General features: G+C 72.1%; 32 protein-coding genes (1 of these 32 cut by a window edge). 8 read left to right on the top strand and 24 right to left on the bottom strand.

Annotation, left to right across the window (positions count from 1 at the left end):
• A protein-coding gene (gene tyrS / locus ACQPZW_RS38545) for a tyrosine--tRNA ligase (RefSeq protein WP_433790949.1) crosses the window boundary here: on the bottom strand, positions 1-1,196 show its 5' portion. 61 nt of this gene lie to the left of the window's left edge; the window shows 1,196 of its 1,257 coding nt (coding positions 1-1,196); its start codon is at positions 1,194-1,196; its stop codon lies beyond the left edge, outside the window.
• 59 nt (positions 1,197-1,255) lie between these two features.
• Between tyrS and ACQPZW_RS38550 the strand changes: the two genes are divergently transcribed.
• Both ACQPZW_RS38550 and ACQPZW_RS38555 read left to right on the top strand, forming a co-directional pair.
• Entirely contained in the window at positions 1,256-2,014 is a 759-nt protein-coding gene (locus ACQPZW_RS38550) for a polyphosphate kinase 2 family protein (RefSeq protein ID WP_433790950.1), read from the top strand.
• A 36-nt stretch (positions 2,015-2,050) separates the two neighbouring features.
• Positions 2,051-2,476, top strand: a complete 426-nt coding sequence (locus ACQPZW_RS38555) for a hypothetical protein (RefSeq protein ID WP_433790951.1) — start codon at positions 2,051-2,053, stop codon at positions 2,474-2,476.
• Positions 2,477-2,511: 35 nt separating this feature from the next.
• On the opposite strand, the gene ptsP is transcribed toward ACQPZW_RS38555, so the two are convergent.
• The 15 genes from ptsP to ACQPZW_RS38630 form a co-directional block, all read right to left on the bottom strand.
• Positions 2,512-4,155: a phosphoenolpyruvate--protein phosphotransferase gene (gene ptsP, locus ACQPZW_RS38560; RefSeq protein WP_433790952.1), complete on the bottom strand. Its 1,644-nt coding sequence runs from the start codon at positions 4,153-4,155 to the stop codon at positions 2,512-2,514.
• A complete protein-coding gene (locus ACQPZW_RS38565) occupies positions 4,148-4,420 on the bottom strand; it encodes an HPr family phosphocarrier protein (protein WP_433790953.1) in 273 nt (90 codons plus the stop codon). The genes ptsP and ACQPZW_RS38565 overlap by 8 nt, the downstream gene beginning before the upstream one ends.
• Before the next feature lie 13 nt (positions 4,421-4,433).
• Entirely contained in the window at positions 4,434-5,474 is a 1,041-nt protein-coding gene (locus tag ACQPZW_RS38570; protein ID WP_433790954.1) for a zinc-dependent dehydrogenase, read from the bottom strand.
• Positions 5,471-5,920 carry a PTS sugar transporter subunit IIA gene (locus ACQPZW_RS38575; protein WP_433790955.1) on the bottom strand — a complete coding sequence of 150 codons (450 nt, stop codon included), beginning with the start codon at positions 5,918-5,920 and terminating at the stop codon, positions 5,471-5,473. Before ACQPZW_RS38575 ends, ACQPZW_RS38570 begins: the two co-directional genes overlap by 4 nt.
• Positions 5,913-6,221: a PTS lactose transporter subunit IIB gene (locus tag ACQPZW_RS38580; protein WP_433790956.1), complete on the bottom strand. Its 309-nt coding sequence runs from the start codon at positions 6,219-6,221 to the stop codon at positions 5,913-5,915. The genes ACQPZW_RS38575 and ACQPZW_RS38580 overlap by 8 nt, the downstream gene beginning before the upstream one ends.
• Positions 6,222-6,240: 19 nt before the next feature.
• Entirely contained in the window at positions 6,241-7,350 is a 1,110-nt protein-coding gene (gene mtlA / locus ACQPZW_RS38585) for a mannitol-specific PTS transporter subunit IIC (protein WP_433790957.1), read from the bottom strand.
• Between the two features lie 76 nt (positions 7,351-7,426).
• Complete coding sequence (pfkB, locus tag ACQPZW_RS38590) at positions 7,427-8,365, bottom strand: 1-phosphofructokinase (protein ID WP_433790958.1); 939 nt, start codon at positions 8,363-8,365, stop codon at positions 7,427-7,429.
• Positions 8,362-9,123: a DeoR/GlpR family DNA-binding transcription regulator gene (locus ACQPZW_RS38595; RefSeq protein WP_433790959.1), complete on the bottom strand. Its 762-nt coding sequence runs from the start codon at positions 9,121-9,123 to the stop codon at positions 8,362-8,364. Before ACQPZW_RS38595 ends, pfkB begins: the two co-directional genes overlap by 4 nt.
• A 160-nt stretch (positions 9,124-9,283) precedes the next feature.
• A complete protein-coding gene (locus ACQPZW_RS38600) occupies positions 9,284-10,003 on the bottom strand; it encodes an NUDIX hydrolase (RefSeq protein WP_433790960.1) in 720 nt (239 codons plus the stop codon).
• Between the two features lie 190 nt (positions 10,004-10,193).
• Positions 10,194-10,841 carry an adenylate kinase family protein gene (locus tag ACQPZW_RS38605; RefSeq protein WP_433790962.1) on the bottom strand — a complete coding sequence of 216 codons (648 nt, stop codon included), beginning with the start codon at positions 10,839-10,841 and terminating at the stop codon, positions 10,194-10,196.
• 10 nt (positions 10,842-10,851) lie between these two features.
• Positions 10,852-11,418 carry a hypothetical protein gene (locus ACQPZW_RS38610; protein ID WP_433790963.1) on the bottom strand — a complete coding sequence of 189 codons (567 nt, stop codon included), beginning with the start codon at positions 11,416-11,418 and terminating at the stop codon, positions 10,852-10,854.
• Between the two features lie 19 nt (positions 11,419-11,437).
• Positions 11,438-12,043: a type II toxin-antitoxin system PemK/MazF family toxin gene (locus ACQPZW_RS38615; RefSeq protein WP_433790964.1), complete on the bottom strand. Its 606-nt coding sequence runs from the start codon at positions 12,041-12,043 to the stop codon at positions 11,438-11,440.
• A gap of 96 nt (positions 12,044-12,139) precedes the next feature.
• The gene (locus ACQPZW_RS38620) at positions 12,140-12,925 is read right to left on the bottom strand and encodes a CAP domain-containing protein (protein ID WP_433790965.1); all 786 of its coding nucleotides are present in this window, start codon (positions 12,923-12,925) and stop codon (positions 12,140-12,142) included.
• 109 nt (positions 12,926-13,034) lie between these two features.
• Positions 13,035-13,238 (bottom strand): DUF397 domain-containing protein, encoded by a 204-nt coding sequence (locus ACQPZW_RS38625; protein ID WP_433790966.1) that lies wholly within the window; start codon positions 13,236-13,238, stop codon positions 13,035-13,037.
• Entirely contained in the window at positions 13,231-14,103 is an 873-nt protein-coding gene (locus ACQPZW_RS38630; protein ID WP_433790967.1) for a helix-turn-helix domain-containing protein, read from the bottom strand. The genes ACQPZW_RS38625 and ACQPZW_RS38630 overlap by 8 nt, the downstream gene beginning before the upstream one ends.
• Before the next feature lie 180 nt (positions 14,104-14,283).
• Here ACQPZW_RS38630 and ACQPZW_RS38635 point away from each other — a divergent pair, with 180 nt between their 5' ends.
• Positions 14,284-14,535 carry a hypothetical protein gene (locus tag ACQPZW_RS38635; protein ID WP_433790968.1) on the top strand — a complete coding sequence of 84 codons (252 nt, stop codon included), beginning with the start codon at positions 14,284-14,286 and terminating at the stop codon, positions 14,533-14,535.
• Between the two features lie 4 nt (positions 14,536-14,539).
• On the opposite strand, the gene ACQPZW_RS38640 is transcribed toward ACQPZW_RS38635, so the two are convergent.
• Both ACQPZW_RS38640 and ACQPZW_RS38645 read right to left on the bottom strand, forming a co-directional pair.
• Positions 14,540-15,091, bottom strand: coding sequence for a hypothetical protein (locus ACQPZW_RS38640; RefSeq protein WP_433790969.1), 552 nt, complete (start codon positions 15,089-15,091; stop codon positions 14,540-14,542).
• A 380-nt stretch (positions 15,092-15,471) separates the two neighbouring features.
• The gene (locus ACQPZW_RS38645; RefSeq protein WP_433790970.1) at positions 15,472-15,846 is read right to left on the bottom strand and encodes a DoxX family protein; all 375 of its coding nucleotides are present in this window, start codon (positions 15,844-15,846) and stop codon (positions 15,472-15,474) included.
• 94 nt (positions 15,847-15,940) lie between these two features.
• Here ACQPZW_RS38645 and ACQPZW_RS38650 point away from each other — a divergent pair, with 94 nt between their 5' ends.
• Genes ACQPZW_RS38650 through ACQPZW_RS38660 form a run of 3 tightly spaced genes read left to right on the top strand, consistent with a single transcriptional unit; the run spans position 15,941 to position 17,479 of the window.
• Positions 15,941-16,423, top strand: coding sequence for a MarR family winged helix-turn-helix transcriptional regulator (locus ACQPZW_RS38650; protein ID WP_433790971.1), 483 nt, complete (start codon positions 15,941-15,943; stop codon positions 16,421-16,423).
• 41 nt (positions 16,424-16,464) lie between these two features.
• Positions 16,465-16,878: a hypothetical protein gene (locus ACQPZW_RS38655; RefSeq protein ID WP_433790972.1), complete on the top strand. Its 414-nt coding sequence runs from the start codon at positions 16,465-16,467 to the stop codon at positions 16,876-16,878.
• Positions 16,879-16,936: 58 nt separating this feature from the next.
• Positions 16,937-17,479: a DNA-3-methyladenine glycosylase gene (locus ACQPZW_RS38660; RefSeq protein ID WP_433797739.1), complete on the top strand. Its 543-nt coding sequence runs from the start codon at positions 16,937-16,939 to the stop codon at positions 17,477-17,479.
• Positions 17,480-17,493: 14 nt separating this feature from the next.
• Here ACQPZW_RS38660 and ACQPZW_RS38665 read toward each other — a convergent pair whose 3' ends face one another.
• The 3 genes from ACQPZW_RS38665 to ACQPZW_RS38675 form a co-directional block, all read right to left on the bottom strand.
• Positions 17,494-19,680, bottom strand: coding sequence for a HelD family protein (locus ACQPZW_RS38665; RefSeq protein ID WP_433797740.1), 2,187 nt, complete (start codon positions 19,678-19,680; stop codon positions 17,494-17,496).
• 149 nt (positions 19,681-19,829) lie between these two features.
• A complete protein-coding gene (locus ACQPZW_RS38670) occupies positions 19,830-20,267 on the bottom strand; it encodes an HIT family protein (protein ID WP_433790973.1) in 438 nt (145 codons plus the stop codon).
• Between the two features lie 42 nt (positions 20,268-20,309).
• On the bottom strand, positions 20,310-20,783 hold the full coding sequence (locus ACQPZW_RS38675; RefSeq protein WP_433790974.1) for a ricin-type beta-trefoil lectin domain protein: 474 nt from the start codon (positions 20,781-20,783) through the stop codon (positions 20,310-20,312).
• 122 nt (positions 20,784-20,905) lie between these two features.
• Here ACQPZW_RS38675 and ACQPZW_RS38680 point away from each other — a divergent pair, with 122 nt between their 5' ends.
• Positions 20,906-21,421 carry a hypothetical protein gene (locus ACQPZW_RS38680; protein WP_433790975.1) on the top strand — a complete coding sequence of 172 codons (516 nt, stop codon included), beginning with the start codon at positions 20,906-20,908 and terminating at the stop codon, positions 21,419-21,421.
• A 74-nt stretch (positions 21,422-21,495) separates the two neighbouring features.
• Here the strand turns inward: ACQPZW_RS38680 and ACQPZW_RS38685 are convergent, their stop codons facing one another.
• Complete coding sequence (locus tag ACQPZW_RS38685) at positions 21,496-22,404, bottom strand: extracellular catalytic domain type 1 short-chain-length polyhydroxyalkanoate depolymerase (RefSeq protein WP_433790976.1); 909 nt, start codon at positions 22,402-22,404, stop codon at positions 21,496-21,498.
• A gap of 175 nt (positions 22,405-22,579) precedes the next feature.
• On the opposite strand from ACQPZW_RS38685, the gene ACQPZW_RS38690 reads away from it, so the two are divergent.
• Entirely contained in the window at positions 22,580-23,605 is a 1,026-nt protein-coding gene (locus tag ACQPZW_RS38690; protein WP_433790977.1) for a hypothetical protein, read from the top strand.
• 44 nt (positions 23,606-23,649) lie between these two features.
• Here ACQPZW_RS38690 and ACQPZW_RS38695 read toward each other — a convergent pair whose 3' ends face one another.
• A complete protein-coding gene (locus tag ACQPZW_RS38695; protein ID WP_433790978.1) occupies positions 23,650-24,495 on the bottom strand; it encodes an NAD(P)H-hydrate dehydratase in 846 nt (281 codons plus the stop codon).
• A complete protein-coding gene (locus ACQPZW_RS38700) occupies positions 24,479-25,198 on the bottom strand; it encodes a histidine phosphatase family protein (protein ID WP_433790979.1) in 720 nt (239 codons plus the stop codon). Before ACQPZW_RS38700 ends, ACQPZW_RS38695 begins: the two co-directional genes overlap by 17 nt.
• Positions 25,199-25,234 lie beyond the last annotated feature (36 nt).

The following is a 25,234-nucleotide window of genomic DNA, read 5'->3' on the forward strand; positions in this document are numbered from 1 at the left end:
CCGTGCAGCAGGGCGGACGACGGGACCACAGCCTCGCCGTCGGTGATGCGCTCGTTGTTGAGGTAGGCGCCGCCCTCGGTGATCGTCCGGCGGCCCTCGTTGGCCGAAGCCACGAGACCGGACTCCTTGAGCAGCACTCCCACGGCCGGTAGCTCACCCCGTACCGAAAGAAGGCCTGCCTCGGACAACGCGGCGCGCAACGTCTCCGCGGACAGCTCGTCCAGCGAGCCTCGCCCGAAGAGGGCCTGGCTGGCGGCGATGGCCTGCCGGGCCTCCTCGGGACCGTGCACGAGTGCGGTCAGCTCCTCGGCGAGGGCTCGCTGCGCGAGCCGGGCCTGGGGCCGCTCGGCGGTCGCCTTCTCCAGCTCCTCCAGCTCCTCGCGGGACTTGAAGCTGAAGTAGCGCAGGTACTGGTTGACGTCGCGGTCGTCGCTGTTGATCCAGAACTGGTAGAAGCTGTACGGCGTGGTCATGCTCGGGTCGAGCCAGACGGCGCCGCCCTCGGTCTTGCCGAACTTGGTGCCGTCGGCCTTGAGCACGAGCGGGGTGACGAAGGCGTTGACCGGGCCGGCGCCGCGACGCCGGACGAAGTCGACGCCGGCGGTGATGTTGCCCCACTGGTCGGAGCCGCCGAACTGCAGCTGGCAGCCGTGCTGGACGTGCAGCTGGTAGAAGTCGTTGGACTGGAGCAGCTGGTAGCTGAACTCGGTGAAGCTGATGCCGCTCTCGAGCCGGTTGCGGACGACGTCGCGGGCCAGCATCTTGTTGACCGGGAAGTGCTTGCCGACGTCACGCAGGAAGTCGACGACCGACATCGGGCCGGTCCAGTCGAGGTTGTTGACCAACGTCGCACCATGGGAGCCGTCGTAGGTGACGAACGGCGCGAGCTGTGAACGGATGCGCTGCACCCAGCTTTCGACCACCTCGGGCGGGTTGAGGCTGCGCTCGCTGGACTCGCGGGGGTCGCCGATCTGGCCGGTGGCGCCGCCGACGAGCAGCAGCGGGCGGTGGCCGGCGAGCTGGAGGCGGCGGGCGGTGCACACCTGCATGAGGTGACCGACGTGCAGCGAGGCGGCGGTGGGGTCGAAGCCGACATAGAACGTGATCGAGTCGCCGTCGAGCTTCTTGCGGAGCTCGTCGGGGTCGGTCGAGTCCTGGATCAGTCCGCGCCACAACAGGTCGTCTACGAGAGTCACACCCGGATTCTCCCGCACCGGCTGGTGCGAATCACAACGGGATTGGGGATGCTGGGCGGATGGGTCATCTGGGTAGCGCCAATCCCCCGTCGGAGATCTCGAAGAAGAAGGCCGAGGCGAGGCTGGAGGCGGCGCAGCAGCGACTGCTGCGGCTGCGGCTTCTGCTCGGCGGTCAGATCGGCGAGAAGAGGATCGGTCCGCCGCTGTGCGTGGTCTTCGAGGGGTGGGACGCGTCGGGCAAGGGCGGGGCGATCAAGCGCCTGGTGGAGCCGCTCGACCCCCGGCATGTGCGGGTGGCGCAGTTCGCCGCTCCGACCTACGACGAGAAGCGGCACCACTTCCTGCAGAGGTTCTGGACCGTGTTGCCCGGCAAGGGTGGGATGGCGGTGCTGGACCGCTCCTGGTACGGGCGGGTCCTGGTGGAGCGGGTCGAGGGTTTCGCGACCGAGGAGCAGTGGAAGCGGGCGTACCAGGAGATCGTCGAGTTCGAGCGGACGCTGACGGCGGAGGGCACGATCCTGCTCAAGTTCTGGATGCACGTGTCGGAGGCCGAGCAGCTGAAGCGGTTCGAGAGCCGTCGTGACGATCCGTTGCGGCAGTGGAAGCTGACCGACGAGGACTGGCGCAACCGGGACAAGCGTGGGGCGTACGAGGCCGCGGTCGAGGAGATGATCGACCGGACGGATCAGCCGAGGGCGCGCTGGCACGTGATCCCGGGGAACGAGAAGCCGTATGCGCGGTTCGCGGTGGTGGAGCGGGTGTGTCACGTCCTGGAGACGAAACTGGCTAAACGGGGCTACGACTTGGGCGCGTTTTGACAGGATAAGGGGTTGTCTGCCCGTTACCGTGTGTAGATGATCATAAGCAGGAAGTATCCGCGCGCCGTGGCCCCGCTGCTCGGTCTCGCCGGGGTCGTGGCGGGCGCCGCGGGGGCGGCCTCGGCGGCGCCGGACTCCGGGGCGGTCCGGGTGTCGGTCGAGCGCACCCGTGGTGAGCGCAACCTGTCGATCTTCCAGGTGTCCGGCGGGATCCGGGAGGCGGGTGAGGTGCTGCGGCTGGTGTCCAGTCCGGCGTTCCGCGGCCTCCGGTCGCGCTATGTGCCCGCCGACAGGAGTGGCCGCTACCGGTACGAGGTGACGGTGCACTACCGCAACGACGAGGACAAGAGGGTCGTCACGTATTCGGACACCGAGAGCGCGCCGCCGCTGCTGTTCGAGGTGATCCGCAAGGTCGAGACGTTCCCGACCCCGGTGTTCCCGCCCGGCTTCCCGTTCAGCTGACGACGGGGGGCCTCCCCGCCAGGAGGCCCTCGTCGTCAGGCCGCGACCTTGCGGGCCTCGAACGCGTCCGGCGCGGCCACGGCCAGTTCGGCGAGCCGGCGGCAGTCCGCCTCGGTGCGCGCGGCGAGCGCCGCCCGGACCGGGCCGATCGCCCGGGGCGACATCGACAGGCTGGTCACACCGAGCCCGACCAGCACCGGGGCGAGCAGGGGATCGGCCGCGGCCTCCCCGCACACGCCCACCGGTTTGCCGGCCAGACGGCCGGCCTCCCCACACACGCCGATCAGCTGGAGCAGCGCCGGCTGCCACGGGTCGAGCAGGTCGGCCAGGTCGCCGCACATCCGGTCGGCGGCGAACGTGTACTGGCTCAGGTCGTTCGTGCCGATGCTCAGGAAGTCGACCACCTCCAGCAGGTCGGCGGCCCGGAGCGCGGCGGCCGGCACCTCGATCATCACGCCGGCCCTGGGCAGGCCGGCGTTGCGCACGGCGGCCGCGAACCCGGTCGCCTCGGCCAGGGTGGACACCATCGGCGCCATCACCCACACGTCGGCGCCGGTCTGCGACCGGGCCTGGGCGATCGCGGCGAGCTGCGTGGTCAGCACGTCCGGGCGCTGCCGGGCCACGCGCAGGCCACGAACCCCCAGCGCGGGATTGGGCTCACCGTCCTGGTCGAGGAACGGCAGCGGCTTGTCGGCGCCGGCATCGAGGGTACGGATGACGACGCGCCGCCCGGCCATCGCGGTGAACACGTCACGATAGGCGGCGACCTGCTCGTCCAGGCTGGGTTCCCGGGCGCGGTCGAGGAAGAGCAGCTCGGTGCGGAACAGGCCGATGCCCTCGGCGTGCGCCTCGTCCGCGGCGGGGACGTTCTTGACCGATCCGACGTTGGCGAGGAGCTTCACCCCGTACCCGTCGGAGGTCGTGCCGGGACCGGTCGACGTGGACGCCGCGGCAGCCGCCTGGGCGGCCTGCTCGGTCGCGGCCGTCGCCTCGGCCTCCGAGACCTCCGTCCGTACGGTTCCGGAGGCGCCGTCGAGCAGCACCAGGGTGCCGTCCGGCACGGCCAGCACGCCGGGGCAGGCGACCACCGCGGGCAGGCCGAGCGCGCGGGCCAGGATCGCGGTGTGGCTGGTCGGTCCGCCGACCTCGGTGACCAGGCCGATCACCTGGTCGGGGTCGAGATCGGCGGTGTCGGCGGGCGCCAGGTCGCGGGCCGCGAGGACGTAGGGGTGGCCGGGTGCGGGCACCCCCGGCATCGGCAGGCCGAGCAGGACCGCCACCGCACGGTCGCGGAGGTCGTCGAGGTCGGCGACCCGTTCGGCGAGATAGCCGCCGGCGGCGGCGAAGGCCTCCCGGAAGCCGGCGAACGCGCCGTCGATCGCATGCGGCGCGTCGTGGCCCTCGTCGATCAGCTCGCGTACGCCGTCGCGCAGCTCCTCGTCGTCGGCCATCAGCGCCTCGGCCCGCAGCACCTCGGCGACCGTGGCGTCGCCGGCCCGGTCGGCGCGCCGGCCCAGCTCGGCGACGACCTCGGCGAGCGCGGCCTCGGCCCGGGCGTACTCGGCCTCGGCGTCGGTGACCGGGACGGGGGCGGAGAGCGCCGGGGCGGCCGCGATCCGCAGCAGCGGACCGGCGGCGATCCCGGCGCACACCCCGATGCCGGTGAGCACCTCAGGCATCGGCGTCCAGATCTTTCGCCAGCAGCTCGGCCAGGGTGTCCAGGGCTTCGTCGGCGCCCTCCCCCTCGGCCTCCAGGATCACCTCGGTGCCCTGCCTGGCGCCGAGGGCGAGCACCGACAGCATGCTCTTGGCGGGCACCGGCTTACGGTCGCCGGATCGGATCGTGACCTTGACCGGGGCCTTCGCGGCCGCCTCGACGAAGATCTTCGCGGGGCGGGCGTGCAGGCCGCTGCTGGAACCGACGGTCACCGTGCGCGTGGGCATGGAGATCTCCTAACTAGGGCTCGATGGTGACCTTGATGGCCTCGCCGCGGGCGACGATGCCGAAGGCGTCGATCGCGCTCTCCAGCGGGAGGCGGTGGGTGATCAGGTCGGCGACCGGCACGGCGCCGGTGGCGACCAGGTTGAGGGCCTCGGCGTTGTGCGCCGGGCTGGACCCGTTGGCGCCGACGATCATCAGCTCCCGGTAGTGCACCAGGTTGGAGTCGCAGGTGATGGTCGGGTTGTCCTTGGGCAGGCCGCCGAAGAAGCTGATCCGGCCCTGCCGGGCGGCCATCTGGATGGCCTGCTCCTGTGCCTTGCCGGAGGCGGCGGCCGTGATGATCACGTCGGCGCCGCGGCCGTCGGTGAGCTTGAGGATCTCCTCGACCGGGTCGACCTCGCCGGCGCAGATCGCGGCGTCCGGCTTGACCAGGTTGGCGGCCATCTCCAGACGCTGGCGGCTGAGCTCCACCAGGAAGACACGGGCGGCGCCGCGGGCGCGGGCCAGCCGGACGTGCAGGCAGCCGATCGGGCCGGAGCCGATCACGACGACGTCGTCGCCCTCGCCGACCCGGGCCAGGTTCTGCGCGTTCAGGGCGCAGGCCAGCGGCTCGGCCACGGAGGCCTCGGCGAACGAGACGCCCTCCGGGATGCGGTTCAGGCCGTCGACCTTCAGAACCTCCTTGGGCACCACCATGAACTGGGCGAAGCCGCCCTCGAAGTGGTAGCCCATCGAGACCTGGTTGGGGCAGATGGTCATCCGGCCGCGCTCGCACTCGGCACATTCGCCGCACGGGATGGCGGCGATGACCTGCACCCGGTCGCCGGCCGACCAGCCGTCGACACCTTCGCCGACCTGCACGATCTCGCCGGCGATCTCGTGTCCCATCACCCGCGGCGGGTGGATGTGGTGGTGGCCGAACTTCGAGATCTTCACGTCGGTGCCGCAGGTGGAGCAGTTCCGGACCCGGATCTTGACCTCACCGGGGCCGGCCTCGGGCTCCGGCGCGTCCTCGAAACGGACGTCCCCGGGGGCGTGGAATCGTACGACCTTCATTGTTTCGCTTCCTCCTGGATGCTCCCGAGCAGCCGGATCACGGTCTCGGGTTCGGTGGCCTCGCGCAGCTCGCGGGCCTGGTCCTCGTCGAGCAGGACCTCGGCGAGAGCGGCGAGGAGCTCGACGTGTCCGTTGCCCTGGGCGGCGATGGCCACGCAGAGGGTGACCGGCTCGCCGTCCCAGTCGACCGTCTCCGGGAAGCGCAGCACCGCGAGGGCGTCACGTTTGACCAGGTCCTTACCGGCGAGGGTGCCGTGCGGGATGGCGACCCCCTCGCCGACATAGGTGGAGATCGACTGCTCCCGGGCCAGCATCGTGTCGATGTAGCCCGGCTCCGCGGCGCCGATCTCGACCAGGACCTCGCCGCAGAGACGGATCGCGTCGTCGCGGCTCGCGGCCGACTCCCCGAGCCGGATGGCCCAAGGATCGAGCAGCTGGTCAGACATCGAGATCGGTCCCCTGCTGGATGGCCTTGACCACGCGGGTCACGGCCGGGTCGCCGAGGAAGATCTGGAACCCGACGATCGGCTTGTCCGGCGCGACCAGGCGGGCGCGGGCGGCCAGGCCGCTGTGGCAGACCACCACGTCGGCATCGGCCGGGATCGAGTTCACCGGGGTGTGCTCGACCGTTACCCCGCTCTTGCCGAGCTGCTTGCGCAGGGTGCTGGCCAGCATCACGCTGCTGCCCATTCCCGCGTCGCAGGCGACGACGAGCTTGCGGATGTCCTTGCCGTTGATGGTTGCCATCACTTCTCTCCTGTGGTGGTTACGCGTTTTCCTTGCGGCTGACCTCTTCGTCAGCCGGGGTGTCCTCCGGCTCCTGGTCGGACTTGAGCTTGCCGAAGCCGAGCAGCAGGGAGGCGACTCCGAAGGTGACCGCGGCGGCGATGACGACGCCGAGGATCATTCCGACGTGGCTGCCCTTCGCGGTGACGGCGAAGAAGGCGAAGATGCTGCCGGGGGCGGGCGAGGCGACGGTGCCGGCACCGGTGATCATGAAGGTGGCGACGCCGGCCATGCCACCGGCCATCATGGCCAGGATCAGGCGGGGCTTCATCAGCACGTACGGGAAGTAGATCTCGTGGATGCCGCCGAAGAAGTGGATGATCATCGCGGCCGGGGTGGTCGGGCGCAGCGACCGCGGTCCGAAGAAGAAGTACGCGAGGAGCAGGCCCAGACCGGGGCCGGGGTTCGACTCGATCATGAACAGGATCGACTTGCCGTGCTCCGCGACCTGCTGCACACCGAGCGGGCTGAACACGCCGTGGTTGATGGCGTTGTTGAGGAACAGCACCTTGGCGGGCTCGACGAGGATCGATACCAGCGGCATGAGGCTGTGGTCGAGCAGCCAGTCGACGCCGTTGCCGGCCGCGGTGGTGAGCGAGTTGACGACCGGGCCGATGCCGAGCTTGCCGAGGATCGCGAAGCCCGCACCGATGATGCCGGCCGAGAAGTTGTCGACGAGCATCTCGAAGCCGGGGCGGATCTTGCCCTCGATCGCGTTGTCGAACAGCTTCAGCACGTACGCGGTGAGCGGGGCGATGATCATCGCGCCGAGGAACATCGGGACGTCCGCGCCGACGATGACACCCATCGTGGCGGTGGCGCCGACGACCGCGCCGCGCTGGCCGTGGACCATCCGGCCGCCGGTGTAGCCGATCAGGATCGGGAGAAGGTAGGTGATCATCGGGCCGACCAGCTCGGCCAGACTCTCGTTCGGCAGCCAGCCGACCGGGATGAACAGCGCCGTGATCAGACCCCAGGCGATGATCGCCCCGATGTTGGGCATCACCATCCCGGCGAGGTAGCCGCCGAGCTTCTGGACGCGGGCCCGGAATCCGGAACCGCTGACCTCGGGTGTGTACGAAGAGGCCATGAGGATCTCCATTTCAGTGTGGAGAGTTGATTGAGGGGGTTTGTCCGATCGGCGCTGACGAGGTGCCGGCCGGGGCTCAGGAGTGGAGGGGACGGGACGGGTCGGGGTCCGGGGTGACGCGCACGTGCGTACGGTCGAGGTCTGACGGGGTCGGCATCCGGCTGCCGGGGAGGGAGACCGCGGCCGCGCCCCACGCGAGTCCCTCGGTGAGCGCCGCGGCGCCGCTCGCGCCGGCCGCGAGGAATCCGGCGAGCAGCGCGTCGCCGGCGCCGACCGTGCTGCGCGGCACGCTGACCGGGGAGATCCCGGCCCAGACGCCGTCCGCGTCGACCAGGACCGCGCCGTCGGCGCCGAGGCTGGCCAGGACCGCGCCGGCGCCCGCCGCGCGCAGCCGGCGGCAGGCCTCGATCACGTCGCCGAGGGTGGCCGGCTCCGCGCCGACCGCCTCGGCCAGCTCCTCACGGTTGGGTTTGACCAGGGCCGCTCCGGCCGCGACGCCGGCCAGCAGGGCCGGTCCGCTGCTGTCGACGGCCAGCCGGCTGCCCGCGCCGACCAGCCGGGAGCACAGGTCGGTGAAGGCGCCGATGCTCGGGCCGGGCGGCAGGCTGCCGCAGATGACCACCCAGTCGGCGTGCGCCGCGGCGTCCAGGACGGCCTTGCTGACCTGGGCGAACTCGGTGTCGGAGAGGACCGGGCCGGCTTCGTTGATCTTGGTGACCGTGCCGTCCGGCTCGGCCAGGGTGATGTTGGAACGGGTCCGCCCGGCGATCGGAACGGACAGCAGGTCGACACCCTCGGCGTTGAGCAGGTCGACGAGTTGTTCGCCCTCGGCGCCACCGGTGGGCACGACGGCGGTGGAGCGGACCCCGTTGGCGAGCAGCGCGCGGGAGACGTTGACGCCCTTGCCGCCCGGGTCGATGTGGGAGTCGGCGGCCCGCAGCACCTCGCCGCGGACCAGGACGTCGACCTCGAGAGCCCGGTCGACGCTGGGGTTGAGGGTGACGGTGAGGATCATGCCTTCACCACCCGGATGCCGGTGGCCTCGACCTCGGCGGCGAGGTCGTGGTCGAGCCCGTTGTCGGTGATCAGCAGGTCGAGGTCGGTGAGAGCGCCGAACTTGGCCAGGTAGTCATTGCCGATCTTGGTGTGATCGGCGAGCAGCACCACCCGGCGGGCCGCGGCGATCATCGCCCGCTTGACCGCCGCCTCGGCCGGGTCGGGGGTGGTCATGCCACGTTCGACGGTGCACCCGTTGGTGCCCATGAACGCGACGTCGACGTACATCTCGGCGAGCGGGCGCAGCGCCCAGTCGTCCACCGTGGCCAGCGTCTTGCCCCGGACCCGGCCGCCGAGCAGCAGGACCGTCAGGTTCGGCTTGACGCCGAGCGCGGCGGCCAGCACCGGCGAGTTCACCACGACGGTGAGCTCACGGTCGGCCGGCAGCAGCTGGGACAGCCGGGCCGTCGTGGTCCCCGCGTCCAGGATGATCGCCCCGTCCTCCGGGACCTCGGCGAGCGCGGCCTTGGCGATCCGCTCCTTCTCGCTGATCAGGACCGCGTCGCGGGCGGCCAGAGCCGGCTCGAAGCCGAGCCGCTCGACCGGGATCGCCCCACCGTGCACCCGGCGGAGAACACCGGAGCGCTCGAGGACCGTCAGGTCGCGGCGGATCGTCTCGGCCGTCACCCCGAAGGTCTCGGCCAGCGCCACGACGTCCACCCGGCCCTCGGCACGGGCCCGCCGGACTATCTCCTGCTGGCGTTCCTCCGCGTACATCCTTGCTCACCCGCCTGGTTCGTTTTGGCTTTGTCTTTGTTTACGCCCGGTTCTGCCCGAGCGCAATATGTCGAAGAGATTTCGGTCTCTTAAATTCGCTGGACGTTTCCTTGCAAAAGCGGCGCAAATAGGAAAGTCCGGTTGTGTTGGTTTCCTGAAATCAGATGAGGTGACGCTCGACGGCCACGACCCTCGACGGGGTGCCGTGCAGGACGAGCAGACCGCCCGGCGGGATCGCCGCGTCCACCACGGCCGGCGACAGGAGCCGCGACAGCTCCCGGAGAGCGGCGAGCCCGGCCCACAGCGCCGCCGGACGGCCCGTCGCGAACGACTCCTCGGCGATCCGCCGTGCGCTCTCCGGATCGCCGACCGGGCACGGATCGCCGGCGCCGTACGCGACGATGACCGGGCGTGCCGGGATCGGCACGTCGCGCAGCAGGAGAACACTGCTCGTGCTGGCTCGCGCCCGGTTCTGCAACTCTCCGAGAATGCGTACGTCATCGGGCCGGCTCAACGCGTCGGCGGCCTGATGCGGCGCCAGCCAGAGAATGTCGTCCACTTCGCCCGCGGGCCGGAAGGCGCAGGTCAGGGCCGGTTGCACCTCGGCCGCGAAATAGTCGACGTGTTCCGGCCAGCCCTGTTCGAGGTAATCGGTGCAACCGAGCCACGGCCCCGGCCGCACGGACAGGCCGGCCCGCTCGGAGACCACCCGGACCGCGGCCGACACGATGTGCTCGCCCGGCCCCGTGCGCCCTTTCGGAAAGCACCATTCACCGCGCCGCAGACGCACCACGGCGACCTCGCGCGCATTTCCCGCGCCACGCCACAGAACCACTCCGGCGGCGGCGACGGGCGCGGAGAACGACGGACCGAGATGCACCGCATCACGGTAGATCCGCGCCCGTCTTGATCGGATTGCCCTATTCGAGGGAGGCCTGGTTCGAGGGAGGGTCCGGCCTCCCGGCCTATGCGGAGGAGTCCTTCATGCGGCGAGAAGTCCGATGTCCTCGGCGAGGTCGCGTTCGACATACCCGATCACATCGTGTGGGGTGAGAGTCACCCCGCGCATGTCAGCCGCGGTGGGCGGGTAGGCCGAGGGTCTTCCGGATGGCTTGCTGCACCTCTTCGACCGGTGGGCGACCGTCCACGTCGTGCACGACCTCCTTGCGCCGGAACAGCTCCAGCACCGGCCGGGTCTTCTCGTGATAATCGGTCAGCCGGGCCTCCAGCGCCTCCGGGGTGTCGTCGGTCCGGGTGATCAGCTCGTGCCCGCAGATGTCGCAGCGCCCCTCCTGCTCCGGGCGGTCGGCGATCAGGTTGTAGTCCATGCCGCAGTTGGGGCAGAGCCGGCGGCTGAGCACCCGGCGGCGGACCTCGTCGTCGGGCAGCTCCAGGTGGATGACGGCGTCGATGTCGTAGCTCTCCATGAAGAACGCGGCCTGCCGCCCGTTGCGCGGGAACCCGTCGATGATGAACCCGTAGTTCCAGTCGTGGATGCCCATCCGGCGGCGCACCACCTCCTCGACGAGGTCGTCGCTGACCAGCTCGCCGGCCGCCATGATCCGCTTGACCTGGGCGCCCATCTTGGTGTGCTGGCGCACGTGCCAGCGGAAGATGTCACCCACGCTGATGTGCACGAGGTCGAGGTCCTCCCGCAGCATCTTGGCCTGGGTGCCCTTGCCGCTGCCCTGGACGCCCATGATCACGTACTTGCGCATGTCGCCTCCGTCATTCGCTAGCGCCGAGGCGCAGGGGGCCGGGCGCGCGCCCGGACAACGTGGTCGGATCGATGCTCCAGGCGCCGGCCACCCGGAACACGTCACGCTCGGCGACCAGCACCGACGTCTCCTCGTCGAGCTCGCCGGGCAGCCCGGCGGCCCGCTCGGCCGCGTCCGGCTCGCCGAACCAGGACGTGATCTCACCGGTCTGCCCCACATACCCGAAGGTGCGGAGCAGGTCACCCGAGTCGGCGCGCTGCCACCGGTGCAGCTCGGTGACCCGGTGGGTGGCGAAGAACTGCACCTCGGCGCCGAGCTGCGCGGAGAGCGCCACCACGTCCGGGCCCGGGGTCATCAGCGCGCGGCCGACGGCCAGCACCCACGTCCCCCGGGCACCGGGCAGCGGCGGCGTCACCGCGACCCGGTCGTCGGTGAGATGCGCCAGGTCGAGCCCGTCGCGCCACGGGACGGGACCGAGATCGCGCAGGCCGAGCGCCTTGAGCACCGCGCCGGGATCATCGCCGGCGACGGCCAGCCACGCCTGCTTGCCACCGAAACCGGTCATGACGTCATTCATGGTCCAACGCTATCCGGCCCTACAGCCAGCCGTAGTCGCGGCGCAGGATCGCCGTGATCCGGTCGAAACGGGGGCGGTCCAGGATCGCACCCTCCCGGCGGATGCCGTCCTCGCCGACCTCGATCACCCGGTCCAGGCGCACCCAGCTGGGCCGGGAGTCCCGGTCCCACTCGCCGGGGCCCAGCGCCATCCAGTGCCGCTGGCCGTCGCGCTCGCTCTGGCTGGAGAGCATCAGCCCGAGCAGTGTGCGGGCGTCCCGGCCCACCACCAGGACCGGCCGGTCCTTGCCCTGCGCCGGATCGTCCTCATAGGGCACCCAGGTCCAGACGATCTCGCCGGGATCGGCGTCGCCGTCCAGGTCGGGCGCGTAGGCGAGGTGCCGGCCCTGCTTCGGCGCGGCCTGCTTGACCACCGCGGACCTCGGCGCGGCGGCCTTCGGCGCGGCGGGCTTCGGCGCGGCGGGTCGCGGCGCGGCATCGGCCGGGGGCGCGGCGGGCTTCGGCGCCGCCGGCTTCGGAGCGATCTTCTTGGGTACGCCCGGAGCGCTCCGCCTCGACGCGGGCGGGGCGGATTGTCCTGATTGTCCGAGAAGTCGCCGGAAAAAGGCTTTCAGCATTTCGAGCACCCGGCCACCCTACGGCCGAGCAGCCCGCCCCGACAGAGCCGAGATCCCCTGACGCGCGGCCCGCCCCGATCTCGTGCAACGCGACCGAAGACGGTGTCAGCCGACGAAGTCCTGCGTCATCCAGGTGATGCCCTTGGAGTCGCGGACGATGCTCAGCCCGATCCGGGTGAACGAGGAGTTGAGCAGGTTCTTGCGGTGGCCGTCGTTCGGCGGCACCTCGGCCAGCATGGAGTCGGTGAGACCGTTGGCGGCCTGCACCTTCGCGGCGTCGCTGCTGCCGCTGGAGCCGAAGCCGATGTTCTCGCCGGCGGAACGCCAGGAGACCCCCTGGGCGGTGAACCGGTCGCCCAGGTCCGCCTCGCCGGAGCACCGGTGCGACAGCCCGCATCCGTCGATCATCAGCTGCGTGTGCAGGGCCGCGGCCCGGGAGAGCTCGGCGTCCAGGGTGAGCGCCTTGAGCCCCTCGGCGATCCGGGCCTCGTTGATGTGCGCGAGCACCTGCTCGGCAACGGTGCCGGAGGTGGCCGGCGCGGTCGTCTTCCTGCTCGCCGTACCCGCGGTCGCCTTCCTGCTCGCCGACGGGCTGGTCGTCTTCTTGACGGTGACCTTCGGGACGGCCGACCGCGACGGTGACGGCGACGCAGGCGCGCTCACACTGGGCGATCCGGCCGGTCCGGTGGCGGCAGGATCGGCCAGGAGGTCGTCGGCGCTCCCGGCGGTGGACGGCGCGGCGGCCGCGAGGGGCGCGTCGACCGAGCTGGGGGTGGGGGCTTCGGCGCCGTCGCGGGAGAGTCCCACCATCATGAACCCGGCGCCGATGACGACGGCTGTCGACCCCGCTGCCAGGGTGTAACGGAATCGGGCAGCGGTGGAGAGCGACACGGATATTCACCTCGGTGAGCAGGGGCAGGACGACGCCCCATCACTATGGGTGAGAGCCCGGCCGCCGGCAGCGCCGGAAAGGATTCCTTAAGGCTCGGCTCACCGACTCCTAAAGGTCGAACTCGCCGTCGCGCACTCCGGCGAGGAACACGGCCCACTCGGCCCGCGTGAAGACCAGCGTGGCGCCGCCGGGATCCTTGGTGTCGCGGATCGCCACGATGCCGGGGAGATTGACCGCGACCTCCACACAGTCGCCGCCGTTGCCTCCGCTGCGAGTGCTCTTGTGCCAGTCGGCACCCGTCAGGTCAGCCATCGCTCTCCTCGATGATCGCGCGGATGAGGTCGTCGGAGGCGGGCTGGTCGAGCGCGACCGCCTCGAGCTCACCCCAGATCGACTCGTACGTCTCCACCTCCGCGAGCTTATCCAGGTAGAGGGCGCCGGTGAGGCTCTCGCAGTAGATGGTGGTGGGCTCGGGGGACGCGGTCCCGACGGCCGGGAACTCGAGGATCGTGAACTGCCCGGACCCGGCGCCCTTGTGCGGGCCGGCGGCGAACGGGATCACCCGCACCCCGATGGTGCGCCGGGTCGACATGTTGACCAGGTGGGCCAGCTGTTTCTGCATGCCGAGGGTGTCGGGGATGGCCCGGCGCAGGACACCCTCGTCGACGATCACGTCGAGCCGGGGCGCCGCGGGCAGGCGCCGGCTGAGCAGCGACTGACGCTCCAGCCGGACGGCCACCGCGCTGGCGGCCGCGTCCGGGTCGGCGTGCCAGCTGCGGAACACCGACTCCGCGTACTCCCTGGTCTGCAGCAGTCCGGGGATCACGCTCGGCGCGTAGGAGCGCAGGCGGGAGGCGGCCTGCTCCATGCCGACGTAGAGCTCGAACCAGGCCGGGACGACGTCGCCGTACGCGTGCCACCAGCCTTTCGCCTTGGACTCGGCGGCCAGCCCGATGAGCACCTCGGTCATGTGGCCGGGCGCGCCGTAGACGCCGCACATGGCGATCACGTCGTGCTTGCGGACCGGGACCTCGCCGTTCTCGATCCGGTACATCCGGGCGCGGGAGAACTCCAGCTCGCCGGCCGCGGCCATCAGCGAGATGCCGGCCTGCTCCCGCAACTGACGCAACAGGCGGCCGACCTGCCGTCGTGGAACGGTGGATCCCGTCTCGTTCATGCCTGTCGTCCCCCGCGCTGTGTCCCCACTGTCCGGTCGTATCGAACGAGACGATCCGATCGCCCCGCACGAGACACCGGGAATCCATTTCTGGGATTCTCGCCATTCCGGCTTGAGACCGAGCCTAAGGCACGCAAGGCTCCACTGTGTAGTCGACGAATCGCACATGGTGAGGGTGGCATGCTGGTACCGCGGACCGAGCACGTCGGCGAGCGCCCGTCCTGGGACTGCCGGGTCTGCGGCGGGCCGTGGCCGTGCGCCACCGCCAAGGTCGAGTTGGCCGAGCAGTATCGGAGCTTCCCGCACGGCCTCGCGATCTTCCTCGGCTCGTGCATGCTGGAGGCGATCGACGATCTGGCCGCGCGCACCGGCGGACCACCCGCCGACCTCTACGAGCGGTTCCTCGGCTGGGCGGACTCCGGGGCCCGCTGACGCCTCAGCCCTCGACGCGCTTGCGCAGCAGGTCGTACAACTGCCGGTCCTGGACCGCGCTGAACAGCGTGTCACCGGCGCTGCCGAGGATCACGAACGGACACGCCCTGTCGCCGCCGGTCAGCGTCCGCTCGGTCACCTTGCGATGGCTGGCCACCTCGTAGACGGTCAGCCGGTAGTTTCCCTCGACCAGCGGCAACGACCGCGAGCCGGCCTTGCAGTCCCGGATCGGGCCGCCCGGGCCGGTCAGGTCCAGGCAGGCCACCAGCTGGGCTCGGGACGGCTCCGGCGCCCACGCCCGGCGCTGCGCCGTGGAACCGGCGAACGCCGCCTGATTGAGGGTGCGGGTCGTCCGGTAGTCGACCTCGGCGCCGCCGTCCTCACTGATCAGAATCGGATGTGGGGTGTCGCCGCGCAGTTTCGGAGCGGACGGATAGAACCGGTCCTGGCAGACCTGATGCAGGTCGTCCTCCGCGCGGACCCCCTGATCGACCGGCCGCGGACCGGCGGCGCCCGGAGCGGAGGCGGCGGGGAACGGCTTGCGGGGAGGCGGCACCGCCGCCGGTGACGTGCCGCCGACGTTGACGAACAGATAGGCGGCGGTGCCGAAGAAACCAGCACGGCCACCACGACACCGGCGGAGATCAGGCGGGTCCGGCGCCGCGCGGCCACCTCGTCCTCGACGGTACGCACGACGGGCGCGCCGGCCGGAGCAGAGGCGCCCACGGGGCCGGACGGGACGGCGTCGAACGCCCCCAGCTCGAGCCCGCCCAGTGCGACGAGCCGCGCGCCGAGCCCCGTGTCGTCCGGCCGCTCCGGAGTCTCCCCTGCCTGTCCCATACGACCCGCTCCCCGCCTACCCGGCCCGGAATCCGGCCTGGCTCCCGCCCAAGGCGACGAACTATATCGATGTGAACGGGGATTCGCACGGTCCGGTCAGAACGCGTACGGCCCGAACCGGCCCCAGGCCACGATCGCGGAGAGGACGAACAGGAGCGCGCTCGGCGCGATCGCCGGGATCTCGTTGCGCCGCACGTGCACCACGATCGCGCCGATCATGGTCAGGGCCAGGCCGGTCGCGGCCAGCGGGACCAGCACCGGGAGTACGTCGAGGACGGCCGGGAGGATGAGGCCGATCGCGCCCAGCAACTCCGCGGCGCCGATGGCCTTGACGGCGCCCGCGCTGAAGTCCTCGGTCCAGGCCATCCCGGAGGCGGCCAGCTTCTCCTTGGACTGGCTCAGCTTCATCACGCCGGCGCCCAGGAAGGCGGCGGCGAGCAGGCCGGCGATGACCCACAGGACGATGTTCATAAGTCCTCGACTCACTAGTTCAGTTAAACGCTTGAGCGAACGGTATGCCGATTCACTTAAACATGCAAGTGATCCGAACGGGTAGTATGCGAACGTGGAGACACCTGAGCCACGCTGGCTGACCAGCGACGAACACGCCGCCTGGATGACCCTGATGGGTGTCCTGATGCGCCTGCCCGCCGCCCTCGACGCCCAGTTGCTACGCGACGCGGGCCTCAGCCACTTCGAGTACGGGATCCTCGCCGGCCTCTCCGAGGCGCCCGACCGGACGCTGCGGATGAGCGTCCTCGCCGTACTCGCCGAGGGTTCCCTGGCCCGCCTCTCCCAGGCCGTCGGCCGGCTGGAGAAACGCGGCTGGGTGCGCCGCGCCCCCGACCCCACCGACGGCCGCTACACCCTCGCCAGCCTCACCGACGAGGGCTGGGACAAAATCGTCGCGAGCGCGCCGGGCCATGTGGACAATGTGCGGACCCTGGTCTTCGACACGCTCACCAAGACCCAGGTCCGTCAGCTCCACCAGATCGGCCGCCGGATCCTCTCCGCCACCGATCCGGGCGGCTCCTGTCCCACCCGATAGACCTATTGCCACCCCGCTGACCTGCGGAGATCATCTAGCCCATGTCGACGGAGACGGAAGCCGAACCGCTGGGCTGGTGCGTCGTGGCAGACATCGCGACCGAGACCGCCAACGGTCCGGGCGGCCTCGAGATCAGAGCCGGCGTCCGGCACTTCCCGGCCGGCGCCCGGGTGTGGGTGCTGCCGCCGATGTGGGCCGACGACAGCGACCGGCTGATGACCGTCGGGCACCACCGCGGCCGGGGCCGGCTGATCCGGGTCCCGGTCCTCTGGCGCCACCTCACCGGGTTCCGGGTGCGCATGATCTACAGCCCGGCCGTCATGCGGGCCATCCAGCGGCCCGCGCCCGGTCCACGCCAGCCGTGGCTGTGGCACAGCCGGGCCGAGGCCCAGGAGTACGTCGACCTGTGGAGCCGGGGCAAGCCGTTGGCGGCCCGCCTCGACGGGGCACTATGACCCGGTGACGGATTCCTGGCTGGACCTGCCCGCGGCCCGCGTCGACGAGGCGGCACGGATGCTGCTCGGCCGGCGGCTCACCGCGAACGGTGTGACCGTGCGGCTGACCGAGGTGGAGGCGTACAGCGGGCTCGGCGAGGACCCGGCCAGCCACGCCCACCGCGGCGTCACCGACCGCAACCGGGTGATGTTCGGCCCCGCCGGCCGGCTGTACGTCTACCAGATCTACGGCATGCACTTCTGCGCCAACGTCGTCTGCGGGGAGAGCGGCCGGGCCGCGGCCGTGCTGCTGCGGGCCGGGGCCGTCGTCGACGGGATCGAGGTCGCCCGCGCCCGGCGACCCGCAGCCCGCCGTGACAGCGACCTGGCCGCCGGGCCGGCCAAGCTGATGCAGGTGCTCGACCTGAACCGGTCGGCCGACGACACCTCGGTGCTCGGCGGCGGACCGGCCACGCTGGCCCCTCCGGACGGGCCGGTGGGGCCGGTCTCGGCGGGACCACGGGTCGGCGTGACGTCGGCCCACGACGTGCCGTGGCGGTTCTGGATCACCGGCGACCCGACGGTCAGCGCGTATCGGCGCCACACCCCACGGGCCCGCTGACCCCTGGCCGGCCGTCAGTTGCCGGGGAGGCGCCGTTCTTCGGGGGCGCCGGGAGCCGTCCGGAAGACGGTGAGGCGCTGAGTGGCCCGGGTCAGCGCGACATAGAGGTCGTTGACGCCGCGCGGCGACTCCGCGCGGATCGCCTCCGGGTCGACCAGGATCACGTCGTCGAACTCCAGGCCCTTGCACCGGGTGACGGTCAGCAGCACGGCCGGCTCGTCCAGGTCGTCACCGAGGGCGGGCAGCGCGGCCCGGGCCTCGGCCAGCCGGGCCGCCGGGACGATCACGGCGAGGCTCCCCCGGATCTCCGCGACCAGCGCGGCCAGGTCGGAGGCGGTCCCGGTCACCTCGCGGGGCTCGGCGCCGGAGGAGCGGACCGGATGCGGCAGGTCGATCGGCGGGTCGGCGTCGGCGAGGAGGCGGCCGGCGTACGCCATGATCTCGGCCGGAGTCCGGTAGCTCACGGTCAGCGCCGCGAGACGCCAGCGATCGGCGACGTACGGCGAGAGCACCGCCGACCAGGTGTCCGCCCCGCCCCGCGCCCCGGTCTGGGCCAGGTCGCCCACGATCGTCATGGACCGGCTCGGGCAACGCCGCATCAGCATCCGCCACGCCATCGCGCTCAGCTCCTGCGCCTCGTCCACGATCACGTGCCCGAACGCCCACCGCCGGTCGGTCGCCGCGCGCTCGGCGGCCGACCGCGAGTCCCGGTCCGCGTACCGCTCGGCGAGCACCGCGGCCTCCATCACGTCGGCGGCGTTCGGGATCTCGGCCTCGTCGTCGTCCTCGGCCTCGTACGACATCGAGCCCGCCGAGATGTCCAGCACGCCCTGCGCGTAGTCGAGCCGCCGCCGCAGATCCCGGGCCGCACGGGCGCGCCGCGCCGAGTCGTCCTCCCCGAGCAGTTCGGCCGCCTCGTCGAGCAGCGGCACGTCCGCCGCGCTCCAGCCACCACCGGGCGCCCGCCGCAGCTCGGCCCGGCCGGTCGTCGCCCACAGCTCACGGAGGAACCGCTCCGGGGTGAGGGCCGGCCACAACGCGTCCAGCACCGCCCGCACCCGCGGCAACACGGCCAGGTCGGCACGGATGTCGGCGAGGTCCGCGTCGTCCAGCACGTTCGGCGTCGTCAGGGCGTCGTCCTCGCCGAGCGGGTCGTCCCAGAACGGGTCCGAGCCGATCCGCTCGGCCACCTGCCGGGCCAGGACGTCCAGCACCCCGGCCACGAAGATCGGCCGCGCCAGGTTGTGCGGCAGCCCCGACGCCCGGGCCCGGCGGCGCACCACCTCCGTGTCGTAGCGGTCCAGCCGCAGCACGTGCCGGTCCACCTCGATCTCGACCGGTGACTCCGGGACCCGCTGGCGGGCGGCCACCGCCTCGATCAGGAAGTCCACCATCTCGGGCCGGCCCTTCACCTCGGCGGTCTCCGGCGGCTCCGGCCGCGTCCCGGACACACCCGGGAACAGGTCGCCGGGCGTGGCCAGCAGCACCCCGGTCTCCGCCAGCGACGGGAGCACCTGCGAGATGTAGCGCAGGAACGTCGGGTTCGGTCCGACGATCAGCACGCCGCGGGCACTCAGCTGTTCCCGGTGCGTGTAGAGCAGATACGCCGCCCGGTGCAGGGCCACCGCCGTCTTGCCGGTGCCCGGCCCGCCCTGCACCACCAGCACGCCGCCGGACTCCGACCGGATCACCCGGTCCTGCTCGGCCTGGATCGTCGCCACGATGTCGCGCATCCGGCCGGTGCGGCGCGCGTCCAGGGCGGCGAGCAGCGCGGCCTCGCCGACCAGTGGCCGGCCGTCGGCGGCCGCTTCGACATCGACGTCCAGGACCTCGTCGTCGAGGTCCACGACGGAACGGTCACGGGTACGGATGTGGCGGCGCCGGGCGATGCCGTACGAGGTGACGGCCGTAGCCACGTAGAACGGCCGGGCCGCCGGGGCCCGCCAGTCGACCAGCAGCGGCTCGTCGACGTCGTGGATGCCGATCCGGCCGATGTGCAGCGAGCCGCCGTCGCGCGGATCGAGGCGCCCGAAGCACAGGCCCGCCTCGACCGCGTCGTAGCGGGCCACGCGGTCGGCGTACCCGCGGGCGGTCGCGTCCCGATGCGACCGTGCCTGCGGTGTGCCGCCGGACTGCCGCCACGTGCCTGCGAGGTGATCACGGGCCCGTTCCCGCATCTCGTCCAGCCGGGCGTAGAGCATCGCGACGTACTCCTGCTCCTCGGCGAACGCCGATTCCGTGCCGGAAACGCTTGACAGACTTGACACCCTGACCCCCAAGCCGTAATCTAATGCTGGAACTTTCTGCCGCGCAGACAAAAAACGCGCGAGCGTCCAGCGTACACGCCTTCTCAGGTCAGCAAGACCTTCACGGCCGCGGCATCCGCGCGCCACGCCTCCTCGGCCAGCAGTGGCGGCTCCTCCGCGGGCAGTGGCCCCTCCCCACCCGCGTCGTCCGGATAGCGGGCGGCCACATGGGTGTGCAGATGCGACCCCCGGTCGCCCAGGGTCAGGTAGTTGAGCTTCGCCGGCCGGAAGCAGTCCCGGATCGCGCGGGCCACGGTCAGGACCTCACGGTGGTACAGATCGGACTCGACCGGGCTCAGATCGATCGGCTCGACCACATGCCGGCCGCGCCACACCACTATCGCGTAGCCACGGACGAACGCCCGCCGCGGGACATACGTGTCGGTGACCCGCCCCGACCACACCCGCAGGCCGAACTCGGTCTCGTCCCGCCGGTCACCGCACCAGCGGCACCCGTCATCCCCCGCACCGTCCGCGCGCACCCGAGAACCATAAACGATCCTCGATCTCCGTACGGGACGGAACTACCACGGGTTCACCGAACGCCAGCGTTGAGTGACCGCGCCGGTGCAGTCGCGCAGGCGTACCCTCCCCACGCCGGAGGCGTCCACCGACACCTCGGTGAGGCAGCGGCCCCGCGACCCGCCCGCCTGCAGCGTCGTGGTGTACCACCAGTTCTGGTCCGCCCGGTAGGTGCAGCGGGCCACCACCACCCGGGAGCCTGTGGTGTTCGGCTGGACGCAGTTCTCGCCCTGGGTGAAGTGACCCTCACTGGTCTGGTAGAAGTCCTGGTCCTGGTTCGCCCGGTCGCAGACGGCCGTGTGCAGGACGGTGCCCGCCGGGCCACCGGTGAGACAGCGGCTCGGGCTCTGCTCGGGGACGATCCAGCCCTGATGCAGCGGCGGCGGTGACGGCACCGCGGCCGCGGGCACGGGCACGGCGGACCCGGCGACGACGGCCACCGCGGCGAGCATGGTGAGGACCTGGCTGGTCGGCATCTCCCGATGCTAGGAAGACACCCGCCGCCGCGCTGACGAATCGCCGTAGGGACGGCGCGACCACCGGCGGATAGCGCGAAAAGCACCCCGGCGGGGCAGGTGGGACATTAGCGTCGACGGTGATGTTCTCACGTCGGGGCCTGGTGGGCTTGAGTCTGGTGTGCGGGGCCGGCGTGCTGTGGGCGGCCGCGCTCATCGTCGCGTACGCGTTCGAGGCCCGGCCCGTGATCACACCGGTCGCCGTAGGACTCGCCGCCATCCTGACCGTTCCCGGTTTCGCGGCGGGCATCCTGGCCAACCGCCGCGGCTATCAGACCCGGCAGCCCCGTCGGCTGTGGCGCCTCGCCTCCTGGGTGCCGCCGCACGTGCCGGTGTGGGCGGCGGTCGTGGCGGCGCTGACGTTCTTCGGGTTCTGGCTGGCGGTGGTGCTGGCGTTCGCGGCATTCGACGGCACACCGCAGCGGCGCGGCGGCGAGTACGTGCTGGTCGACCACGATCGGGAGACCGTCGTCGACAAGGCCGCCTACGACCGGCAGCTCGACCACGAGACGCAGATCTCGCTCGCGGTGCTCGGCGCCTTCGCGGTCGGCGGGACGTTCCTCTGCGCGGCCCGGGCCACCGATCACGACGAAGGCTGACGCGGCGAGACCCACCGTGTGGTGGTCGCCGCTGTCTCACGGGCGGTGAGACAGCGGCGACGACCACACGGCGGTCAGCGTCCGGCGAAGAAACGGACGATCTCGGCGGTCGCGTCGAGCGCGGTGGACGGCGGATCGAGGCCGAGGGCCGCGGTGACGGCCGGGTTCGCCGGAGTGGCTCCGGGCCACTGGTGACCGGCGCCGGCGACGCTGATCAGCTCGACCCGGCGACCGCCCGGGCAGGTGGCGATCGACCTGGTCACCGGGCCGTCGACGGTCTCGGCGGGCGCGGCGCACGAGGCGGCCGACCGCCACGCGGCGATCATGTCGGGCACGGCCGGGCCGTCGATGCGGATCGGGACACGGCCGGCGCCGCCGTTGTCGCGTCTCCCCCGGCCGCCCGCCCACGGCACGCTCCCGTCGGCGACGCCGTGGATGTGCAGGACCGGGACCGGAGCCGGGTGCGGGCAGTCGCCGATCAGCGTCCCGGCGACCGCGGCGACCGCGGTGAACACGGTGCTGTCGCAGGCCAGCCGGTACGCCATCATCGCCCCGTTGGACATCCCGGTGGCCCGGACCCGGGACGCGTCGACCGGCGCTCCCCGGGACACGGCCGCCACCACGTCCTCGAGGAACGCGACGTCGTCGACACCGTCGCGGGTGGCCGGGCCGCAGCAGCCGGGTCCGGCGTTCCAGGAGCGGCCGACACCGTCGGGGTAGGCGACCAGGAAGCCCTCGCGGTCGGCGGCGGCGTTCCAGCCGTACGCCCGCTCGGCCTGTGTCCCGGAGCCGGCCCCGCCGTGCAGCACCACCACCAGCGGAACCGCCCGCCCCGCCGGCAACGACGGCGGGCGGTAGGTGCGGAAGGTCCGTTCTCCCAGGGTGTGCGCGGAGCTTCCGGGACCGATCGGGTCGTCGTCGCGGGTGCATCCCGCGGGCAGCAGGAGCAGCAGCGTGAGCGCGAGAGGCAGCAACCGGGGCATGGGCGCATCGTCCGCCGTACGTGTACGGATGCGGTACGGGCGTGGTACGGCACGGGGCAGAACGGGCCGGCACCGGATACCGTCGGAGACTCGCGCGCGGGTGGCCGCCGAGGGGGAGGCCACCCGCGCGCCCATCGGCGCAGCGCGGCTGGCGATCGGGATCTACGGTGGGCCGGTGGAGATCCGCCTCTGGTCCGTCGTCGCCGAGAGCGCGGCGCTGGCGGTGGCCGGCCGCGGCGCGCGGGTGCACGAGACCGCGGACGCCGTCTTCGCGGCCGGCCCGGACGGGACCGTCGTGATCGCCACCGGGCTGCGCAACGCCGAGGACCTGCGGGTCGACGGCCCCTTCCCGCGACTGGTCGAGGGCCGGCTCACCGGCGGTGACGGTCCCGCACTGCACACCTTCGCCCGGCTACCGGACGGCTGCCTCGCGCTCGGCACCGCCCGGGTCACCGAGGCGGCCCGACGGCGTGGTCTGCTGAAACGGCTCGACCTGCGGCTGGACACGCCACTGCCGGAGCATCTGCTGACCGTGGCGGGCACCGACGCCACCGGCGGGGCGGACTGGCTGGACCTGCTGCCCGAGGACCCGGTCAAGGCCCTCGAAGGGTTCGTCAACGACTGGTACGGCGACGCCCCGGCCGGTGCGGCGCCACCCGCGGACGGGCAGCCGGAGCCGTTGCGGGCCTTCCACCGGCTGGCCGGCGGGCGGCCGGAGCTCTACGACGGGGCGCTGCAGATCCACCAGCGACCGGGCCCCGGCGACCCACGGGTGTTCGGCGAGTCCGGGGACGGCACGTTCGAGCTGCTGATCGAGGCGGGCGCCGAGGACCCGCACGTCTACTACCGGGGGCTGAGCGACCAGCCTCTGCGCGAGCGGGAGCGACTCTCGGCGTACCTCCTGCTCCTGGCTCTGACCCGGGTGGCGATGGACCGGCCGCCGGAGGGTCTCGCGCCGGGTGGCATGGCCTTCGCCGACCGGGCGCAGGCCCGGCGGATCGTCGCGCCGCTGAAGCGGGTGCCGCTGCGGCCGTTGCGGTGGCCGTGCGCGCGGACGCGGATCTACGCCGGCCCGGACACGGTGGCGCTGGTCGGTGAGGACGACGCCGACTGGTTCGAGGTGTACGTCGGCGCCCGCGACCCGTCCGCGCTGCGCCGGCTGCGCCGCATCGGCCTGGACTGGGCGTCGTTCGAGACCTGATCCGGGAGGGGCGCCGGGCCGGGCCCTCCCCGACGTCCCGCCACTCAGACCGAGGCGATCGTCAATGCCACCTCGTCGACGAGCTCCCGGGCCAGGAAGCCGATCCGGCCGAACCGCGGGGCCAGCCGCTGCCCACTGACCGCGTGGGCGAAGGCGGCCCAGCAGGCGGCCTGAGCCGGTTCGGCGCCGCGGGCCAGCAACCCGGCCACGATCCCGGCGCGGACGTCACCGCTGCCGGAGGTGCCCAGGCCGGCGTCGCCGCTCTCCTCGCGCCAGGCCGAGCCGTCCGGCGCGGCGACGTGGCCGTAGAGGGAGACCACGGCGTCGTGGCGGACGGCCAGCTCGTGGGCGGCCGCGGCCAGCTCGTCGCCGGGGTCGCGGCCCAGCAGATGGCCGGCCTCGACCAGGTTGGGGGTGAGCACCGCCCGGGACTGGCGCAGCAGGCCGGCGTCCTTGCTGAGAGCACCCAGGGCGTACGCGTCGAGCACCACCGCGGTGTCCCGGCCGGCGGCTTCGAGGACCGCTTTCATCAGCCGCGTCGTCCGGTCGACGTCGTCGAGTCCGGGCCCGAGCGCGATCACGTCGGCCGCGGCGGCCATCTCCAGCACCTCGTCGGAGGGGACGCCCTCCGGCGCCAGGCCGACCACTTTGGCCTCCGGGACGCTGATGCTCAGCGGCACCGCCGACTCCTCGGCGACGGCCAGTTGCAGCCGTCCCGCGCCGGCCCGCATCGCCGCGACTCCGGCGAGCAGCACCGCTCCCGGCGTGCAGCGCGCGCCGCCGACCACCAGGACGGTGCCACGGGACGTCTTGTCGCCGGACGGGCTCGGCAACGGCCAGTCGCGCAGCAGCATGGGCGTGACGACACGCTCCTCAGACCGGTTCGGCATTGACATCCTCCTGCCTGGTCGGCGGGGCGTCGTGCCGGTGCAGGTGGTCGACCGCGTTGAACAGCTCCGGTTCGAGTCGGGCGGAGGAGGAGAGCCGCCAGGTGCTGATCGAGCAGTTCGCGATCGCGCTGCCGTGGGCCAGCTCCATCAGCTCGGCCTCGCTCAGCCCCTCGGCCAGGTAGCGCACCATCAGCACGGTCGCCTCGTGGGCGAACAGGACCACCCGGCCACCGGGGTGGTCCTGGCGGATCTCACGCAGCAGGGCGCGCAGCCGCAACAGCACGTCGGCCCAGGACTCGCCGCCCGGCGGGCGGTAGTAGAACTTCCCGAGCCGCTCGCGCCGGCGGGCCTCGTCCGGCAGCCGGGCCTGCACCCCGCGGGCGGTCAGCAGGTCCAGCACGCCGAGCTCACGGTCGCGCAGCCGCTCGTCGACGACGACCGGGACGCCGCTGTCGCCGAGCGCGATCTCCGCGGTCTGCCGGGTCCGCAGGTAGGGCGAGACCACCGCCAGATCGGGTCGATGGTCGGCCAGGAAGCGGCCGACGGCCCCGGCCTGCTCCCGTCCGGCCGGGGCGAGCGGCACGTCGGCGTCCCGCTCCGGGATGTCGATCAGCTCCGCGCCGGACGTCTCGGCGTCCTGGGCGGTGACGTTGCCGGTGCTGAGACCGTGCCGCACCACCGCGAGCCAGTGCAGTTGCTCCATGCCGGGGCCCTTACCCCGGCCGGGCCGCCGCAATCC

The organism is Actinoplanes sp. CA-252034, from assembly GCF_050956125.1.
GTDB lineage: Bacteria > Actinomycetota > Actinomycetes > Mycobacteriales > Micromonosporaceae > Actinoplanes.

Bases quoted from the DNA above. Each gene is read 5' to 3' on its own strand.
- ACQPZW_RS38605 (WP_433790962.1), bottom strand. From the start codon at position 10,841: ATGCGCAAGTACGTGATCATGGGCGTCCAGGGCAGCGGCAAGGGCACC.
- pfkB (WP_433790958.1), bottom strand. From the start codon at position 8,365: ATGATCCTCACCGTCACCCTCAACCCCAGCGTCGACCGGGCTCTCGAG.
- ACQPZW_RS38635 (WP_433790968.1), top strand. From the start codon at position 14,284: ATGCTGGTACCGCGGACCGAGCACGTCGGCGAGCGCCCGTCCTGGGAC.
- mtlA (WP_433790957.1), bottom strand. From the start codon at position 7,350: ATGGCCTCTTCGTACACACCCGAGGTCAGCGGTTCCGGATTCCGGGCC.
- ACQPZW_RS38675 (WP_433790974.1), bottom strand. From the start codon at position 20,783: ATGCCGACCAGCCAGGTCCTCACCATGCTCGCCGCGGTGGCCGTCGTC.
- ACQPZW_RS38630 (WP_433790967.1), bottom strand. From the start codon at position 14,103: ATGAACGAGACGGGATCCACCGTTCCACGACGGCAGGTCGGCCGCCTG.
- ACQPZW_RS38550 (WP_433790950.1), top strand. From the start codon at position 1,256: ATGGGTCATCTGGGTAGCGCCAATCCCCCGTCGGAGATCTCGAAGAAG.
- ACQPZW_RS38660 (WP_433797739.1), top strand. From the start codon at position 16,937: ATGCTGCTCGGCCGGCGGCTCACCGCGAACGGTGTGACCGTGCGGCTG.
- ACQPZW_RS38665 (WP_433797740.1), bottom strand. From the start codon at position 19,680: ATGCTCTACGCCCGGCTGGACGAGATGCGGGAACGGGCCCGTGATCAC.
- ACQPZW_RS38695 (WP_433790978.1), bottom strand. From the start codon at position 24,495: ATGCCGAACCGGTCTGAGGAGCGTGTCGTCACGCCCATGCTGCTGCGC.
- ptsP (WP_433790952.1), bottom strand. From the start codon at position 4,155: ATGCCTGAGGTGCTCACCGGCATCGGGGTGTGCGCCGGGATCGCCGCC.
- ACQPZW_RS38580 (WP_433790956.1), bottom strand. From the start codon at position 6,221: ATGGCAACCATCAACGGCAAGGACATCCGCAAGCTCGTCGTCGCCTGC.
- ACQPZW_RS38625 (WP_433790966.1), bottom strand. From the start codon at position 13,238: ATGGCTGACCTGACGGGTGCCGACTGGCACAAGAGCACTCGCAGCGGA.
- ACQPZW_RS38565 (WP_433790953.1), bottom strand. From the start codon at position 4,420: ATGCCCACGCGCACGGTGACCGTCGGTTCCAGCAGCGGCCTGCACGCC.
- ACQPZW_RS38685 (WP_433790976.1), bottom strand. From the start codon at position 22,404: ATGCCCCGGTTGCTGCCTCTCGCGCTCACGCTGCTGCTCCTGCTGCCC.
- ACQPZW_RS38645 (WP_433790970.1), bottom strand. From the start codon at position 15,846: ATGAACATCGTCCTGTGGGTCATCGCCGGCCTGCTCGCCGCCGCCTTC.
- ACQPZW_RS38700 (WP_433790979.1), bottom strand. From the start codon at position 25,198: ATGGAGCAACTGCACTGGCTCGCGGTGGTGCGGCACGGTCTCAGCACC.
- ACQPZW_RS38595 (WP_433790959.1), bottom strand. From the start codon at position 9,123: ATGTACGCGGAGGAACGCCAGCAGGAGATAGTCCGGCGGGCCCGTGCC.
- ACQPZW_RS38655 (WP_433790972.1), top strand. From the start codon at position 16,465: ATGTCGACGGAGACGGAAGCCGAACCGCTGGGCTGGTGCGTCGTGGCA.
- ACQPZW_RS38555 (WP_433790951.1), top strand. From the start codon at position 2,051: ATGATCATAAGCAGGAAGTATCCGCGCGCCGTGGCCCCGCTGCTCGGT.
- ACQPZW_RS38575 (WP_433790955.1), bottom strand. From the start codon at position 5,920: ATGTCTGACCAGCTGCTCGATCCTTGGGCCATCCGGCTCGGGGAGTCG.
- ACQPZW_RS38610 (WP_433790963.1), bottom strand. From the start codon at position 11,418: ATGAATGACGTCATGACCGGTTTCGGTGGCAAGCAGGCGTGGCTGGCC.
- ACQPZW_RS38570 (WP_433790954.1), bottom strand. From the start codon at position 5,474: ATGAAGGTCGTACGATTCCACGCCCCCGGGGACGTCCGTTTCGAGGAC.
- ACQPZW_RS38680 (WP_433790975.1), top strand. From the start codon at position 20,906: ATGTTCTCACGTCGGGGCCTGGTGGGCTTGAGTCTGGTGTGCGGGGCC.